Source organism: Acinetobacter sp. Gutcm_16, from assembly GCF_028649355.1.
In the GTDB taxonomy this organism is placed as follows: domain Bacteria; phylum Pseudomonadota; class Gammaproteobacteria; order Pseudomonadales; family Moraxellaceae; genus Acinetobacter; species Acinetobacter johnsonii.
In genome coordinates this window covers 30,547-46,983 of sequence record NZ_JAQSUV010000018.1, presented here as the reverse complement: position 1 = coordinate 46,983, position 16,437 = coordinate 30,547, and the positions used below count along the sequence as shown (strand labels likewise).

Annotated in this window: 16 protein-coding genes; 9 read left to right on the top strand and 7 right to left on the bottom strand. The window is 43.6% G+C overall.

Going from position 1 to position 16,437, the window contains the following annotated elements; translation table 11 throughout:
* Window positions 1–143 precede the first annotated feature (143 nt).
* On the bottom strand, window positions 144–389 hold the full coding sequence (locus PTT44_RS03220) for a SlyX family protein (protein WP_168158005.1): 246 nt from the start codon (window positions 387–389) through the stop codon (window positions 144–146).
* 35 nt (window positions 390–424) lie between these two features.
* Here PTT44_RS03220 and PTT44_RS03215 point away from each other — a divergent pair, with 35 nt between their 5' ends.
* On the top strand, window positions 425–2,320 hold the full coding sequence (locus tag PTT44_RS03215; RefSeq protein WP_168158006.1) for an ATP-binding cassette domain-containing protein: 1,896 nt from the start codon (window positions 425–427) through the stop codon (window positions 2,318–2,320).
* Between the two features lie 52 nt (window positions 2,321–2,372).
* On the opposite strand, the gene PTT44_RS03210 is transcribed toward PTT44_RS03215, so the two are convergent.
* Window positions 2,373–2,714, bottom strand: a complete 342-nt coding sequence (locus PTT44_RS03210) for a hypothetical protein (RefSeq protein ID WP_168158007.1) — start codon at window positions 2,712–2,714, stop codon at window positions 2,373–2,375.
* Between the two features lie 249 nt (window positions 2,715–2,963).
* On the opposite strand from PTT44_RS03210, the gene PTT44_RS03205 reads away from it, so the two are divergent.
* A complete protein-coding gene (locus PTT44_RS03205) occupies window positions 2,964–3,902 on the top strand; it encodes an LpxL/LpxP family acyltransferase (RefSeq protein ID WP_087011581.1) in 939 nt (312 codons plus the stop codon).
* 287 nt (window positions 3,903–4,189) lie between these two features.
* On the opposite strand, the gene PTT44_RS03200 is transcribed toward PTT44_RS03205, so the two are convergent.
* On the bottom strand, window positions 4,190–5,299 hold the full coding sequence (locus tag PTT44_RS03200) for an endonuclease/exonuclease/phosphatase family protein (RefSeq protein ID WP_168158008.1): 1,110 nt from the start codon (window positions 5,297–5,299) through the stop codon (window positions 4,190–4,192).
* A 185-nt stretch (window positions 5,300–5,484) separates the two neighbouring features.
* Between PTT44_RS03200 and asd the strand changes: the two genes are divergently transcribed.
* The 5 genes from asd to truA all read left to right on the top strand — a co-directional run bounded on the left by asd (window position 5,485) and on the right by truA (window position 11,310).
* Window positions 5,485–6,603: an aspartate-semialdehyde dehydrogenase gene (gene asd / locus PTT44_RS03195; protein ID WP_168158009.1), complete on the top strand. Its 1,119-nt coding sequence runs from the start codon at window positions 5,485–5,487 to the stop codon at window positions 6,601–6,603.
* 141 nt (window positions 6,604–6,744) lie between these two features.
* Complete coding sequence (locus PTT44_RS03190; protein WP_168158010.1) at window positions 6,745–8,112, top strand: type IV pilus assembly protein FimV; 1,368 nt, start codon at window positions 6,745–6,747, stop codon at window positions 8,110–8,112.
* A 65-nt stretch (window positions 8,113–8,177) separates the two neighbouring features.
* The gene (locus tag PTT44_RS03185; protein WP_168158011.1) at window positions 8,178–9,482 is read left to right on the top strand and encodes a hypothetical protein; all 1,305 of its coding nucleotides are present in this window, start codon (window positions 8,178–8,180) and stop codon (window positions 9,480–9,482) included.
* 49 nt (window positions 9,483–9,531) lie between these two features.
* A complete protein-coding gene (locus PTT44_RS03180; RefSeq protein WP_168158012.1) occupies window positions 9,532–10,500 on the top strand; it encodes an asparaginase in 969 nt (322 codons plus the stop codon).
* A 12-nt stretch (window positions 10,501–10,512) separates the two neighbouring features.
* Window positions 10,513–11,310 carry a tRNA pseudouridine(38-40) synthase TruA gene (gene truA, locus PTT44_RS03175; protein WP_168158013.1) on the top strand — a complete coding sequence of 266 codons (798 nt, stop codon included), beginning with the start codon at window positions 10,513–10,515 and terminating at the stop codon, window positions 11,308–11,310.
* 88 nt (window positions 11,311–11,398) lie between these two features.
* Here the strand turns inward: truA and PTT44_RS03170 are convergent, their stop codons facing one another.
* Entirely contained in the window at window positions 11,399–12,406 is a 1,008-nt protein-coding gene (locus tag PTT44_RS03170; RefSeq protein WP_004692528.1) for an AraC family transcriptional regulator, read from the bottom strand.
* A gap of 230 nt (window positions 12,407–12,636) precedes the next feature.
* Here PTT44_RS03170 and infA point away from each other — a divergent pair, with 230 nt between their 5' ends.
* Both infA and PTT44_RS03160 read left to right on the top strand, forming a co-directional pair.
* A complete protein-coding gene (gene infA / locus PTT44_RS03165; RefSeq protein ID WP_004692529.1) occupies window positions 12,637–12,858 on the top strand; it encodes a translation initiation factor IF-1 in 222 nt (73 codons plus the stop codon).
* Between the two features lie 649 nt (window positions 12,859–13,507).
* Window positions 13,508–13,936, top strand: a complete 429-nt coding sequence (locus tag PTT44_RS03160; protein ID WP_168158014.1) for a hypothetical protein — start codon at window positions 13,508–13,510, stop codon at window positions 13,934–13,936.
* Between the two features lie 54 nt (window positions 13,937–13,990).
* On the opposite strand, the gene leuB is transcribed toward PTT44_RS03160, so the two are convergent.
* The 3 genes from leuB to leuD form a co-directional block, all read right to left on the bottom strand.
* Window positions 13,991–15,070, bottom strand: a complete 1,080-nt coding sequence (gene leuB / locus PTT44_RS03155) for a 3-isopropylmalate dehydrogenase (protein ID WP_010325845.1) — start codon at window positions 15,068–15,070, stop codon at window positions 13,991–13,993.
* Between the two features lie 37 nt (window positions 15,071–15,107).
* On the bottom strand, window positions 15,108–15,668 hold the full coding sequence (locus PTT44_RS03150; protein ID WP_010325844.1) for a hypothetical protein: 561 nt from the start codon (window positions 15,666–15,668) through the stop codon (window positions 15,108–15,110).
* A gap of 99 nt (window positions 15,669–15,767) precedes the next feature.
* Window positions 15,768–16,418, bottom strand: a complete 651-nt coding sequence (gene leuD, locus PTT44_RS03145; RefSeq protein ID WP_005400865.1) for a 3-isopropylmalate dehydratase small subunit — start codon at window positions 16,416–16,418, stop codon at window positions 15,768–15,770.
* Window positions 16,419–16,437: the final 19 nt, after the last annotated feature.

Sequence of the window (16,437 nt, the reverse complement as noted above, 5' to 3'; positions counted from 1 at the left end):
TAGAGTAGGAACTGCATCAAAGGTCAAATGATTTCGCCAGTCAAATTGGGCTTTAAGTTGGGTAAAACAAAAAAAGAGACAAGACCCAGTAATATCCACAACCCACATCACAGCTTTTTTTTAGCCCCAGACAGCAAATAAACTTAATAATGTGGCGGACGATCAGCTATTGGGTCAAATGTCGCAATTCCATCGGACAAATCTGAAGATTCAACACGTTGATACAAAATTTGCATTTGTTTTTTTAAATCAGCAATTTCCAGTCCTTGAATCACCAATTGTTCATTGAGTTGTTCAACTAAATCATCTAAAAATGCAATTCGGACTTGCAAATCTTCAATGGGTGCGGACAATGGCGCTTGATTATCAATATTTTGTTGTTTAGACACTTCAAGTCCTCATTTGAGATTTTTCAGGAAACATTATGGCCTATATTACTTTAAGGGATGTCCAACTTGCGTTTGGTGGACCTGCCTTGCTCGACGGCGCGAACTTTTCATTAGAGCGCGGTGAACGAGTGTGTTTAATTGGTCGTAATGGTGAAGGTAAGTCTACTTTACTTAAACTGATCGAGGGAAGTTTATTACCCGATTCTGGCGAAGTTTCTCTGCAAAATGGCATTACCATTTCAATGTTGGCGCAAGACGTGCCGATGGACTCGGGCAAAGTGGCAGATATTGTGGCAGACGGTGCAGGTGAAGCCGCAGATGTGCTCAGAGCCTATCATGAAGCCAGTGATGCTTGTGTACTTGGAGACATGGAAGCATGTGACCGCATGGGTAACCTACAACACAAACTAGATCAGTTGGATGGCTGGGCTTTAGAAACCAAAGTCAATTCTATTTTAAGTAAAATGGGCCTAGACCCAGATGCCGATTTGGCCGATTTATCAGGTGGTCGTAAGCGTCGTGTGCTGCTTGCCCGCGCGCTCCTTACCCAACCCGATGTGCTATTACTGGACGAACCAACCAACCATTTGGACGTTGAAAGTATTGAATGGCTCGAGAAGTTTTTACTTGATCAAAATAATTTAACTTTACTGTTCATCTCGCATGACCGTTCATTTGTAGACAGTATTGCAACTCGTATTGTTGAACTCGACCGCGGCACCCTGCGCAGCTATGAAGGTAACTACTCACGTTACCTTGAGCTGAAAGCACAGCAAATGGAAGCGGAAGAGAAGCAGAATGCACTGTTTGACAAACGCTTGGCTGAAGAAGAAGTATGGATTCGCCAAGGCATTAAAGCCCGTCGTACCCGTAACGAAGGTCGTGTTCGTGCCCTAAAAGAATTACGTGAACAATCGAAAGCACGCCGTTCACAACAAGGCAAAGTCAGCATGGCAACGCAAGATGCGAGCCGTTCAGGTAAAGTGGTCTTTGAAATTGAAAACTTAAGTGTTCGCTTTGGTCATGGTGCACCAATCATCAAAGACTTCTCCGCATTGGTGTTACGTGGTGACCGTATTGGTCTTGTTGGTGACAACGGTGTCGGTAAAACCACCCTCATTAAAGCCATTTTAGGCGAACAAGAACATACGGGTACGGTGAAAACAGGTACGCAATTGGAAGTGGCTTACTTCGACCAATTACGTAATGCTCTCGACCTTGAAAAATCAGTCAAAGATAACGTGTCAGAAGGTTCAGACCATGTCGATGTGAATGGTAACCGTCGTCACATTTACAGCTATTTGCAAGATTTCTTGTTCTCACCAGAACGTGCGCGTACACCAGTCAAAGCTCTTTCAGGCGGTGAGCGTAACCGTATTCTTTTAGCCAAGTTACTACTTAAGGCATCTAACTTAATCGTGATGGACGAACCCACCAATGACTTGGATATGGTGACACTAGAGCTGCTAGAAGAAATGTTGTCCGACTACAAAGGCACTTTACTGCTTATTTCGCATGACCGTGCCTTTATGGATAACGTGGTAACCTCAACTTGGGTGTTCGATGGTAAAGGCAATATCGATGAATACATCGGTGGTTACCAAGATTACTTACAACAGCGACCAGACCAAACTGCGGTTGATCAAAAAAGTGCTGTGAAAAAAGCAGCGGCGAAAGCTGAAGCGAACGCAGCACCTGCTAAAAAAGTCAAACTCAGCTATAAAGATCAACGTGCGCTTGAACAACTGCCTGCCGAAATGGAAGCACTGGAAAAAGAGCAAGCGGAAATCAATGCCTTACTTGCAGATGGTTCACTATTTATTTCAGATGCAGACAAGGCGATGACGTTGTCGAATCGTTTGACTGAAATTGATGAGCTATTGCTGGAAAAACTGGAACGTTGGGAAGAACTGGAAAATTTAACCAAATAATTTTTCGTAAGCTCCATAAAAAAACTCCGCACAATGTGGAGTTTTTTTATATTTAACGCGGCTGACGATGCCCACCACCGCCAGGATGTATGCCAGCACCTCCACCTGGATGTCCGCCAGGATGAATTCCACCACCACCTGAATGACTACCTCCTGGATTCAACCCACCTCCACCAGGCTGCCCTCCTCCTGGATGGATATGATCAGGATGTTGCCCCCCTGGATGTCCACCGCCATGACCATTAGGTGGTGGACGATGGTCTTCTAGTGGAAAGGGTGCATACCCTGTCCAACCAAACCCATGATAATAATGATTATAATCATCATATGGACTATAGACACAGCCCGTTAAAGCAATAAATAGCACACCGCAACTGCTGATGTTTTTTAGCATTTTTATCTTCCTATTCTTATCTTTCTTCTTAGTATTGTGAATTTCACCCAAATTAAAACAAAACAAATGTTGCGAGATGTTTAGACCATGTTCTCCACTGAGCATGAATACAGTTTCACCCACCTCATAAAAACCATCACAACTTGATATGAGAAGGTCCTGTACAACAGCTTCATGGCGAAGATTGCATCTTCATTCTTGCTTCATGCTAAACTCGAAATATTCTTTTTTCAGCCTTTATCGCAATTTATGAGTTCGAAGCCAGACTATCAACCCGGTGAATTTCAGTGGTCTTTCCTACAACCTAAATATTGGGGTGTTTGGATCGGTATCGTCTTTCTCATGATATTGGCGATTCTCCCATGGGCAATTCAACACCGACTGGCAACCCTCTTAGGCAACCTCAGCTTTAAATATCTGAAGTCACGACGTAAAACCACCGTTCGTAATCTGGAGGTGTGTTTCCCTGAATGGTCGGCCCAAGAAGTCCTTGAAAATGCCCGTTTAGTTTTTGTCGATCAAATGCTGGGCGTATTTGAAACGCTGAATGCGTGGTATAGCCCAAAGTGGTTTACTGGCCGTGTCAGTATTGAAGGTTTAGAACATATTCAAAAAGCACAAGCAGAAGGTAAAGGCGCACTGCTTTTAGGAACCCACTCTACTTTGCTCGATGCGGGTGGTTATCTATGCGCACAGTATTTTGAACCAGATGTGGTGTATCGCCCGCAAAATAATCCACTGCTGGATATGCTCATCTACCGCTGCCGTGCCACCATTTATGCACATCAAATTGATCATGATGACATGCGTGGTTTAGTCCGTAACTTAAAAAATGGCCATGCCATTTGGTATAGTCCAGATCAAGACTTTGGTTTAAAACAAGGTGTTATGGCGCCATTTTTTGGCGTTCCCGCAGCGACCGTTACAGCACACCGTCGTTTATTGAAAATGACCAAGGCTGCGGCCATTCCTCTGTATTTTTATCGTGATGGGGATATTAAAAACCCACAATACAAAGTGTTGATTGAACCTGCTGTGGAAAACTTACCCAGTGAAGATGAAGTCGATGATGCGACACGAGTGAATCAAATTATTGAAAATCAACTCCGTATTGCTCCGACTCAATATATGTGGTTCCACCGTCGCTTTAAAACTCGCCCTGCAGGCTATGACAAGATTTATTCTTAACAAAAAGGGCTGCTTAAAAAGTAGAACCCGAGTTCTGCGTCCTGCAAAACTCGGGTACATGAGGTTGTGCTTTCAACGTTATTCTTGTTTTATTCGGTGGCATTCCATACCCACATCATATCCATGATGATTTCCATCAGCTTCAACTTCCATACTGGGATGATCCATTCCCGCTCCATCTGCTGATGAGACTAGAATACGGGGATACCAAATGACTAACCATTCGTCAGATTCCCAAATCCCTGTAAGCCATATCCTACAGTGATGAAATCCGCGCGCCCGTATGTTTACTGGTAATCTTTGGCAATTTTATCTGTAACCTGCTTACCTTCTCGTTCCGCTTTCTCAATTCCATCTTCAATCGCCTCCTGCGCTTCTTGCTCATCGGCTTCGGTTTGTTCCAGTTCTTCTTGTACTTGCTCAAATACCCGACCGGTTTGAAGCACCACATATACAGGGAAATGATCTGAACCAATATGTGCTAAACGTTGCATCTGCACTAAGGCAAAATCCGTACTGTGAAAAACATGATCCAGTGACCAGCGCAGCAAAGGATAGTCGGCATGAAAAGTGTTAACAAAATGTCGTCCGACGCGAGGGTCTAGCAGCCCACTGATCCGTTGAAAAAGTCGTGTCGTGCGCGACCACGCCACGTCATTCAAATCCCCCATCACAATACAACTCTCATCCAAATCTTTAATCTGATCCCCAACTATCAATAATTCAGCATCACGTAAAGTAGAGTCTTTGGCTTCGGTCGGACTTGGCGGTTTCGGGTGTAAGCAGTACAGTTGCACTGGTTGTCCTGACCTTAAGATGACTGTGGCATGAATCGAAGGAATTTCATCGCTCAAAATAAACTTAACTTCAATATCTTTAAGCGCTAAACGACTATACAAGTGCATGCCATACAGATTATCCAAAGGCACTGCAACCCGATAGGGATAGTCATCTTCTAATACACTTAAGGCTTGTTCCCAATGTGCATCCGACTCTAAAGTCAAAATCAAGTCCGGTTGATGCTGACGAGTCTGTTGCAGCAATAAGTGGTATTGAGTATTGGGCGTTAGTACATTCGACACAATTAAAGAAATCTGGCGTTCTGGCTGTAACTCTGTTTTGGCAACGGTTTTAACCTGCTTTTTCCATACAAAGGTATAAGGCAACACCATTTTGAGTTGGTATGCCACTGCCGCAATTAACCCCAGCAAAATGACTTCACGCACCCAATCCCAAGGCGCATCCCAAAGCAACATTAAGATAAATGCAATCAATCCCAATGCCAAAATCTGTAAGCGTGGAAAATCTGCGCCTCGAAACCACCATTCATCTCGTGGAATCAGAGACCAGAAGCTTAACCAAATCACAACACATGCCAGCAACTCAACCCAGATCATAGATACCCACTCTTATATTCTTAATTTTTTGTAGATTCATAAATTAATATCAATTTTGCATGTAACATAAACAAGATATATTGCACAATATAATTGCTGTTTTCATTGTGTAGTGCTTGCAGTTAAGCGCTCTTTTGATACACTCGAATCCCCTTTTAATTTTTAACGCACCGAGGCAAAGTGACATGAAAGTAGGTCTGGTCGGTTGGCGCGGGATGGTTGGTTCCGTCCTTATGCAACGTATGGTTGAAGAGAATGATTTTGCTCATTTTGAGCCATTTTATTTCTCTACCAGTAATGCAGGCGGTGAAGCGCCTGCGTTTGGCGGTAAAACTGCCCCAGCACTTATGGATGCATCAGACATTAACCGTCTGAAGCAAATGGATGTCATTATTACCTGCCAAGGTGGCGACTATACCTCAGAAGTTTTCCCGAAGCTCAAAGCAGAAAACTGGACAGGCTATTGGATTGATGCGGCATCTACACTTCGTATGGAAGATGAAGCTATCATCGTGCTTGACCCTGTCAACATGAACGTGATTAAAGATGGTTTAGTGAATGGCACTAAAACATTTGTTGGCGGTAACTGTACAGTTTCACTGATGCTGATGGGCTTAGGTGGTTTATTCCAAAACAATTTAGTGGAATGGGCAACCTCGATGACTTATCAAGCAGCATCGGGTGCTGGTGCGCAAAATATGCGTGAACTGATCTCTGGTATGGGCTATTTGTACAACAACACCAAAGATTTATTAGATGACCCACGCTCTCCAATTCTAGATATCGACTCTAAAATTGCGGAATTACAACGTGGCGAAGGTTTCCCTTCAGCAAACTTTGGCGTGCCTTTAGCAGGCTCACTCATTCCTTATATCGACAAACAATTAGACAGCGGTCAGTCGAAAGAAGAATGGAAAGGTCAAGTTGAAACCAACAAAATCTTGGGCAACCAGCAAATCGTTCCGATTGACGGTCATTGTGTGCGTATTGGTGCGATGCGTTGTCACTCTCAAGCTTTAACATTAAAGCTGAAGAAAGACGTGCCTCTCGATGAAATCGAAGATATGTTACGTAGCGCAAACCAATGGGCAAAAGTGGTTCCAAATACCCGTGAAGCGTCTATGACTGACTTAACACCTGTGGCTGTAACAGGCACATTAACAGTTCCTGTTGGTCGTCTACGCAAATTGAATATGGGCAAAGAGTACTTAGGTGCTTTCACTGTCGGTGATCAATTGCTTTGGGGTGCTGCGGAACCCTTACGTCGCATGCTCCGTATCCTGATTGATTACAAAAATACTTAAGCATTTACCCGCTAAAGTATTAAGCCGATCACACTTGATCGGCTTTTTTTTGTAACCCTGATGTTAACGTTTTACAAATAACACACAACTCGCTAATCTATAATTTTCGCTTTGCGATCTGTGACCGAGCTAAAGATTAAGATGACCGTAAATAACAAATTAAAGATAGCCATTTTAGCCATTATTGCTTCGCAAAATGTGAATGCGATCATTGTCGATCCTATTCAAATTCAATCTGCACCTGGGGAACTGTTATATGCAGAATTGAACTTTCACGATGCCGATCCGAATGCTCCCATTCAAGCCAGTCTAGCCAGCGCAGAAGATTTAATGTCTCTTGGTGTCATGCATCAGCCGCCCAGTAATCTGAACTTTTTTACCCGTCGTACCAGCGCCAGTACAGGTGTGATTACGATTACTTCTTCACGCCCTTTAACTGAAGCGGAACTGAACATTGTCGTCAAAATCAAAGAAGGCAATGCGGCACGGCTACAACATATTAAAACAGCCAATAAACGCTCGGCAGCACTTCAAGCCCGTACGAATAATAATGAAAAAGCCTTAAAACCGGTGGTGATTGTCAACGAAAAAGATATTGCGCTGAACTTACCTGTCAGCACACAATTCAATAGCTTAAAAACAACAGCTGCGCCGACGACAAACACGACACCACTCAAACTCAATAACCATACCCCACCAAGCATGAGTGCGACCGCTATTACAGCGCCAACGCAAGTTATTTCAGTAGCGTCTACACAAATTGCAGCAGCTGCTCAAACATCAACTCCACGTGTTGAACCGATTACGCAAGCGAAAAAATCGGCAGATCCGTTAGTGCAAAAGTATGCCGATTCAGTTCAAAAATCAGATGCGCCAATTTCAGCACAGGCCAGCCCTCAACCTAGTCCATCGACAGCAAAAACAACACCTGCTGCCCCTGCAACTACTGCACGCCAAGCCGCACCTCAAAGTGCCCATGTAGTTCGGTCAAATGAATCTCTCTGGGGCATTGCATCGCGTATTGCTGCTGAAGAAAACCGTCCTGTCGGTGAAGTCATGCAACAAATTAAAGCCAAGAATGAACATGCCTTTATTCAAGGTGACGTAAACCGCTTACGTCGTGGTGCCAACCTCAACTTAACAGGCCTACAAACAACCAAATCAGAGCAAAAAGTCTCCGTTTCATCACTTCCAAAACAGAGCTCACAGCAATCTGGCAAGGCGAAATACCGCCTCAATCAAGCCGAGATGAGTTTGGTTGCAGAGAAAGAGCAAGATTCAAGCCACGGTTCTGCCAAGAAGTCGACAGAAAAGAATCAAACATCAAACGAGTTGTCATTAAAAGTTATGACATCCCGTGAAAAAACCGTTAAATTACAGAGAAACGTAACACAATTAGAAGTGGCACTTAATCAGAAAGATCAGAGAATTCAATTACTAAACGCTCGTCTTGCACAATTGCAACAACAATTGAAAGCACAACAAACTGAGAAAAAGCCAACACACTAAAGTGTTATTTTGATTATTTGATTTTGGATGAACTTGCACAAAGACAAGTTCAAAAGGGGTAAAACATGCTTATTTATGTGATTCCATTTATCTTACTATTGGTTGTTGCCATAGTCTTAAAAAAGCGTGAGGCGAGTAAAGAAGCAGAACCAAAAACTCAAAAAGCGGTTGCTGCAAAAAACAAAGCCAAAAAAACCAGTTCGTCTAAAAAATCCCCGCAACAAACTCAAGTCGTTGAAGATGTTGTTGCTAAAAAAGCCACGACACCACTCGCCACAGATCTACGTAATAAAATTGAAGGTCAAATTCGCGACCGCAATTTCTTCTCAGCTGAAGCACAAATCAACCAAGCCCTAAATAAAGACAATTCACAACACGAATTATATTTACTGCTGCTCGATATTCACTTGCTCCAAAAAGATGAGTTTGCCATTAGCCAATTGCTGAATCATTTACGTTCTTTAGAACTGGATGATATTTTGGCGCAAGCAGAAGCCAAAAAATCGGATTACGATCAATTACATCAAAATAGCCGTGACACGATTGAGTTTAAACCAACTGAAATTACGCCATCTGCACCAAAACCTGTAGAAGCAACCAATACTGCGGACTTTGATGCCCTGATGTCATCAAATAATCCTGCGCCCGCTCCTGTGCAGGCTTCTGTTGTTGAACCGGTTCAAGACATTAAACCGCTTGATTTTGATACCTCAGCATTTACCACCACAACAACAGCTCAACCTGAACCGAGCATCGAAGTTCAAAGCTTAGATTTTGATATTTCTAGTTTAAATACGCCAACGGCAGAACCAGCCAAACCTGCTGAAGAACTTAAACCGCTCGATTTCGGTTCACTCTCTTTAGAAAGCACGCCGGCTCAACCAGCAGAAACTGCTGCAGCCGACATCCAACCTTTAGATTTTTCATTCAATCTCGACACAGCGCCGACAACAACGCCAGAAGCAGAAATTTCGCCGCCTGCCGTAGATGAGCGTCCTGAATTTACATTTGATTTTTCAAGCGAATCCACAGCCGAAGCTGCAAAAGATATCCCTGCTTTTTCTTTTGATACGGTTAGTCCAAGTGAAGCGATAGTAGAAGAAACACCAGCAGTTGTTACCCCAAGCCTCAGTTTTAGTCTAGAGTCTACTGCACCTGCCAATACGACAGATCAAAGCGATCCTCTGGTGCAGTCTTTCCCTCAACTGAACGAAGTCAATGAAATACACTTAAACCTTGAATTGGCTGAGCAATACATTCAACTTGGCGCTTTCGAAGCTGCACGTGAAATTTTGGTTGAACAAGAACCAAATTACTCTACGGAACAACGTCAGCAAGTAGAACAGTTACTGAGCCGCATAGCATCCTAAGCCATTTCGTTTTAAACTAAAGCAGTCATCACCGACTGCTTTTTTTATAATGAAAAAAATTGCGCTTATCTATATGGGTGGAACCTTTGGCTGTATTGGCGAACCCTTACAACCAATGCCTGCCGAAGACTTTATTCCCAAGCTCACACATGTCTTGCCGATTCATCTCGACATTGAATGTTTTATTGCACCTGTCATTAAAGACAGTAGCGCCTGTACGGCTGCAGACTGGTTATTGCTAATTCAGCAGATTCAACAATTGCAACTGCAACAATTCCAGCATTTTGTCGTGATTCATGGCACAGATACCTTAAGCTATGCCAGTGCTGTCGCTGCACACTTTATTGCAGACTCCGCACGCGTGGTTTTCACAGGTAGCCAATATCCATTGCTTAATGTACAAGGCACAGATACGCGTGAATTTAGCGATGCGATCAGTAATTTGAATTTTGCCTTAGATGCGGTGATGAAACATCCTGTCGGAGTGTATCTGGCTTTTCATCAACAGGTATTGCATGCGCAGACTGCGCTAAAACGACATACTACAGAACTGGATGCTTTTACAGGTGTCATGGCTGAACAGCCGATTCCACACAGCTTAAAAACGCACATAGTACAAACAGGTGATGTAGAACGATCCCACCAGTTCAATTGCCTCAATCTGATGATGCAACCTGTTGCCTTGGTGCAGCAAATCCAGAACTTGAGAAATCTACTCTCCGCACCGCCACATTTCCTCATTTTGCAAGGTTTTGGAACGGGTAATTTAGCTGTGAATGCCGAGTTAATAGCACTTTTCGATGAATTTTACGCACAAGGCTGTGTTGTTATCTTAAGCACCCAAGTCCCTTTCGGCCGTACTGATCAGCGCTATGCAGTTGCCGCGTGGACAACTCAGGCCAAAATAATTGTTAGTGATTGCCTCGGACATGCAGATCTGTATGCCAAAGCCCTCAAAATGTATTTACAATACCCCAGCGCTGAAGCACGCTTCAGCCATTGGCATGATTTGGGTTAATTTGAGGTACATATGCAACGTTTTGCGATCGGCATTGAGTTTTGTGGAACACACTATCGTGGTTGGCAAACCCAGCAAACAGGTGTGATCAGTGTACAAGAGACGATTGAAAAAGTACTCTCTAAAATTGCCAATGAACCGATTAGCTTACATGGTGCAGGTCGTACCGATGCTGGCGTCCATGCCACCAATATGGTGGCACATTTTGATAGCTCGGCACTTCGTTCAGAGCGCGGTTGGTTAATGGGCAGCAACAGCCAACTACCAAAAGATATCTCGATCCAGTGGATCAAAGCGATGGACCAAGACTTTCATGCGCGCTTCAAAGCGCAGGCCCGTCGTTATCGCTATGTCGTTTATAACCACCCGCAACGCCCTGCTCTTATGCATAAACAAGTCACACACGCTTATTATGCGCTAGATGTGGCGAAGATGATGCAAGCTGCTCAAAAGTTCGAAGGCACGCATAACTTTGAAAGCTTCCGTGCAGCCGCATGCCAATCCAATCAACCTGTGCGCCATGTCAGCCATTGTCGCTTAATTCAACATGGCCCATATTTGGTCCTCGACATTCAGGCCGATGGCTTCTTGCACCATATGGTCCGCAATATCATGGGCTGCTTACTGGAAATTGGTCAAGGTATGTATGAAGTCGAGCATATTGAGGCTATTTTCGCAGCAGAAGACCGCAAAGCCGCAGGCATTACAGCCCCTCCTGATGGGCTGTATTTCATTCATGCCGACTATCCAGCGCAGTTTAAGCTACCTAAGCAGCCGCTTGGGCCGCACTGGCTAAATATGCCTGAATAATTTATTTTTGAATCCTCCCCCTAGCCGGCTTTTTCAAAGGAGGGGAAGAAATTCCTCCCTTTTATAAAGGGAGGTTAGGAGGGATTTCTTAACGCTGCTTACGCTTGCGATATTCCACTGGGGTTTCATTGGTCCAGCGTTTAAATGCACGATAGAAGGTACTTGGCTCAGAAAAGCCCGTCAAATACACGATACGCTCTACACTTTCAGCCGTATTGGCCAAAAGTTTTTTCGCCAAACGACAGCGATAATCAGACAAAATTTGCTGGAAGCTGGTATTCGCCTCACTAAGCTGTGTGCGTAAACGCCTTGGGGTAATACTGAGCTGAGAAGCCACTGTTTCAAGTGTGGTTTCACCACTTTCTAGGGTTGAACCTATCGCACGACGGACTTCACCCACCAAATCATAACGGGCTAATTCTTGAAGTTTTTCAATCGCTAACTGCTCATGCAGTTGCAATAGTTCAGGTTCCGCTTGCCACAACGGATAAGCCAAAATACTTGGGTCAAAATATAAGCGGGTTTCTTTTTGCCCTAGACTAACCGGGCACTCATATACGCGGAAATACTCATCATCAAACGCGCCTTTACTGAAGTTAAAATCAATATAGATCGGTTCAAAGCGCCCTTCAGTAATAAATTTAAAGAACCTTAAAATACCGGACATCGCACATTCAGAAAAATGTCGATTGACCAAATTTTCAGCCCAAGGTTGTTCCCCATTGGTCAAATAACACCGGTCATCTTCAACCACCAACTTGGCATGAAAGGCATCACTGATCAAGCGCTGATAAGCCAAAGCACGCTTCAAGCCCTCACCGAAGTTTTCGGATGAAATAAACAAATGCTCAATCACTTGGCCACGGTATAAAGGCAGATTTTCACCCAAATGTAGACCGATGTCTGGATCGCGGCTCACCTCTTCTGCCGCCACCCAAAAAGCGTATTGTGCGCTCAAAGGCGTACGCTCATTGGTTTCCATCTGATTTAATGCAACACCCGCCTTTGTTAAAATTTCTTCTGTTGGCAACCCTGAACGACGAATCGCTTGGTAGCCTAATCGCAATACAACCGATGCATCCGTTAGCTGACCCACGCTAGAACCTTCCTTGTATGTTCTTCATTTATACATAAAACATTAAAATTAGATTAACTGCGATTGACCGAACTGACAACAACTTATACAGTTTTTTTGTTGAAAATATTTATTCCGCTTGTTCGCTTATTTTACTGACAGATGATCAGGCAACCGCCCATTCCGCCTTGTTTTATGCAAAAAAATTGACTATAATTTGCGCCTTTCCAATTTATTCATTCAGGTAGGCTATGGCCAATAAAGAGGAACTCATCGAGTTCGAAGGCGTTGTCACCGAGACGCTTCCTAATACTATGTTTCGTGTACGTTTAGAAAACGGTCATGAAGTGATTGCTCACATCTCTGGTAAAATGCGTAAACACTATATTCGCATTTTGACTGGCGATAGTGTTAAAGTAGAAATGACACCTTATGATTTGTCTAAGGGTCGTATCACTTATCGTGCGCGCTAAGTTTTAGCGAAGCGAAAAAGCCACTTTTTAAGTGGCTTTTTTAATGTCTGCGCTCAGACTAAAACGTTATGAATCAACTAGATTTCATGCAAAAGTCAAACTGTAATTAAATGCAACAATAACTTAATACGCCAAAACAATAATGAAAATGACTTCAATGAAGCTAGCTATTTTACTGTTTCCAATACTCTGTGTTGCTTGTGCTACAACAAGTCAAACTCAGCTCAAGCAAACCTTACAACACTATATCGGCCAATCGTCAAATCAAGTTCAAAATTAACTCAACCTCAATAGCATGGGTTATAAAATGCTCGGTGCTCCTGTATATACCCCAGAGAAACTGACCTAAACTCTGTTACGTAATATGCCTATTCCGATGGTAACCCCCAATATTGGAACCAGTGTCAATATGGGTGCACCCATTCCGACACCTTCCAGCGGTAGCCTGAATATTGAAATGAAATGTAACATTGAGTTCAGACTGCATGATGATCTTGTGGAATCTATTCACTACATCGGCAAAGCGTGTTAACGGCTGCGTTATGTTGAGTCGCCTACATACCGTTTATCTCAAATTACTCGAAACATACTCAAACGAACGTTCAGATATACAATACTAAAAGGGTCTTTCTCTGCTTAGGGGATGATCATGAAGCCCTTTATTGTCAGTTTTTTTAGTTCCATCTGCTTTCTACTGCTTCAAGCTTGCAGCAGCTCTCCAACGCAACACCAGACCGTCGTTTCACCCGCTAAAATTGCGCTCCCCGACTATTTAGAACAATATATCGGCCAAGATGTATCGAGCATTCGGCGCGAACTCGACTTACGTCAACTCGGTTATGAAACTTTAGGTGCGCCGATTCAAACACCAAACCAACTGAGTTACACCATTGTCAGGCGGATTCAAATTCCAACCCCTATGCCCACTATGCGTAGCGACAGCAGTGTCGGTGCGATTCCTATTCCCACACATACGCCATTTTATGATGTTCAGTTAGAGTGCCAAGTCCACTTCTTGTTAAAAGATAATATTGCTCAATCAATTCAATATCGAGGTAAAGCCTGCAAAAGTTATTAAATTTTAGGCATAAAAAAACGCAGCGGATGGCTGCGTTTTCAAATTGCTTTTGGCTTAGTTCAGCGCAGCCACAACCGCCTGCCCCATTTCCGCAGTACCCACTTTGCTCATGCCTTCAGACATGATATCAGCGGTACGCAAGCCTTGATCTAGGACATTGCCTACTGCATCTTCAATCGCTTGAGCAGCAGCTTCTTCACGGAAGGTATAACGCAACATCATAGCCACCGAAAGAATAGTGGCTAATGGGTTAGCAATATTTTGTCCTGCGATATCGGGCGCCGAACCATGACATGGCTCATACATCCCTTTCGCATTTTCATCTAAGGATGCTGATGGCAACATCCCAATTGAACCTGTCAACATCGCGGCTTCATCAGACAAGATGTCACCAAATAAGTTACCTGTCACAATCACGTCAAACTGTTTAGGCGCTCGCACCAATTGCATTGCAGCATTATCGACATACATATGCGACAAGTTAATGTTTGGATAGTCAGCTTCTTTCATCGCCGTTACGGTTTGTTTCCAAAGCTCCGTCACTTCAAGGACGTTGGCTTTATCAACCGAACAGACTTTGCCACCACGTAAACCAGCCATTTCAAAAGCCACTTTCGCAATACGCTTAATTTCAGACTCAGCATAAACGTCGGTGTTAAAACCTTGTTTTTCACCATTCTCAAGTTCACGAATCCCCCGTGGCTGACCGAAATAAATCCCGCCAGTTAATTCACGAACGATAAGAATATCAAGACCTGCTACAATTTCAGGCTTTAAGCTTGATGCATCTGCCAATTGCGGATACAAAATAGCTGGACGTAAGTTCGCGAATAAATTCAATTCACTACGAATTTTTAACAAACCACGCTCTGGACGGATCGAACGCTCAATGTTGTCCCACTTCGGACCACCTACCGCACCAAGTAAAATTGCATCTGCATTTTTAGCTTGTGCTGCGGTCACATCTGGATAAGGTGAACCGTGTGCATCTATGGCAGCCCCACCGAGTAGGCCCTGTTCCCACGTTAAACCTAAATTGAATTGATCATTGACTCGTGTAAGTACCTGTTCTGCGGCTTTTACAATTTCAGGACCAATGCCGTCACCAGCCAAAATCAAAATATGTTTAGACATGAAATATTCCATTGTTGGTGAGTTCTGACTCACACGATTAAAGTTTTTGTTCTACAAACTCGCCCAAGCCATTTAAGACATTGTAAGGTTTGCAAAAACGACGAATTGTTCTTTGGTTTTGCTTTAAATCGACACATAAAGGGTCAGGTGCAGACATATTCAACAAACTTCCCTGATGTCGACTGCGCGCACGGAACATCCTAAAGGTGTAGCGTTCCGCAGGCTTAAAACGATGAATCACATGCAGCGTTTCAGCGCGATCGACCGAAACAGGATAGAAGCGAATCACCAGTTCATGTTGCCCCGCTGGCACTGACAGAAACAAGGCATTCGCTTCATTCAAATCATCTCGTTTTAGACGCACGACCTTCTCTCGAATGGCCTCACGGCTGACACGATGATTGTCTGCATCCACAATTTTGATCTGATTCCATCGCTCAAATTCGCAGTTCACCGTACCAGTACAGTAAAGCTGTGCATTATTTTTACTCGCTGGGGTATCCTGAATACGCTTTATGCTTGCCGTATTCATGCTTTGGCAGGCAGTTAATGTTCCCACCAACGCCAGTAGAGCGATACGACTGTAACTCGTCACCATTGTTCAAGCCCAACCTTTACCAGTAGCAAAACGTTTAAAATTCTTTTGCTCGATATTAACAAGAGATGGCCCCAAGCACTAGATGCATCGAATTTTCAATTAAGCATGAATTTCAGCAAACACCCACGGACGTGATGCTTTGGTCTTTTCTTCATAGGCTTTGATGTCATCTGCAACCTGTAAAGTTAAACCAATATCATCCAAACCATTTAACAAACAGTGCTTACGAAATGGATCGACTTCAAATGTGAAGGCTTCGCCCGATGGTGTACGCACTTCTTGCGCGCCCAAATCAATCGTCAGCTGATAACCTTCTGTTGCTGCACATTCTTTGAAAAGTTGATCAACAATTTCTTCAGACAAAATCACAGGTAACATGCCATTTTTGAAACTATTATTAAAGAAAATGTCGGCATAGCTGGGTGCAATCACAGTACGGAAACCATATTCTTCCAATGCCCACGGCGCATGTTCGCGGCTTGAGCCACAACCAAAGTTCGCCCGAGAAATTAAGATACTGGCCCCTTGGTAACGTGGCTGATTCAATGCAAAATCAGGGTTTTTAGGACGTTTAGAATTGTCTTGTCCTAAAAAACCTTCATCTAAATAACGCAACTCATCAAATAAGTTTTCACCAAAACCCGTGCGCTTAATAGATTTCAAAAACTGTTTTGGAATGATCAAGTCTGTATCGACATTGGCACGGTCTAAAGGTGCAACGATACCCTGTTCAACGGTATATTTTTTCATGTCTATGCTCCCAAGCCCG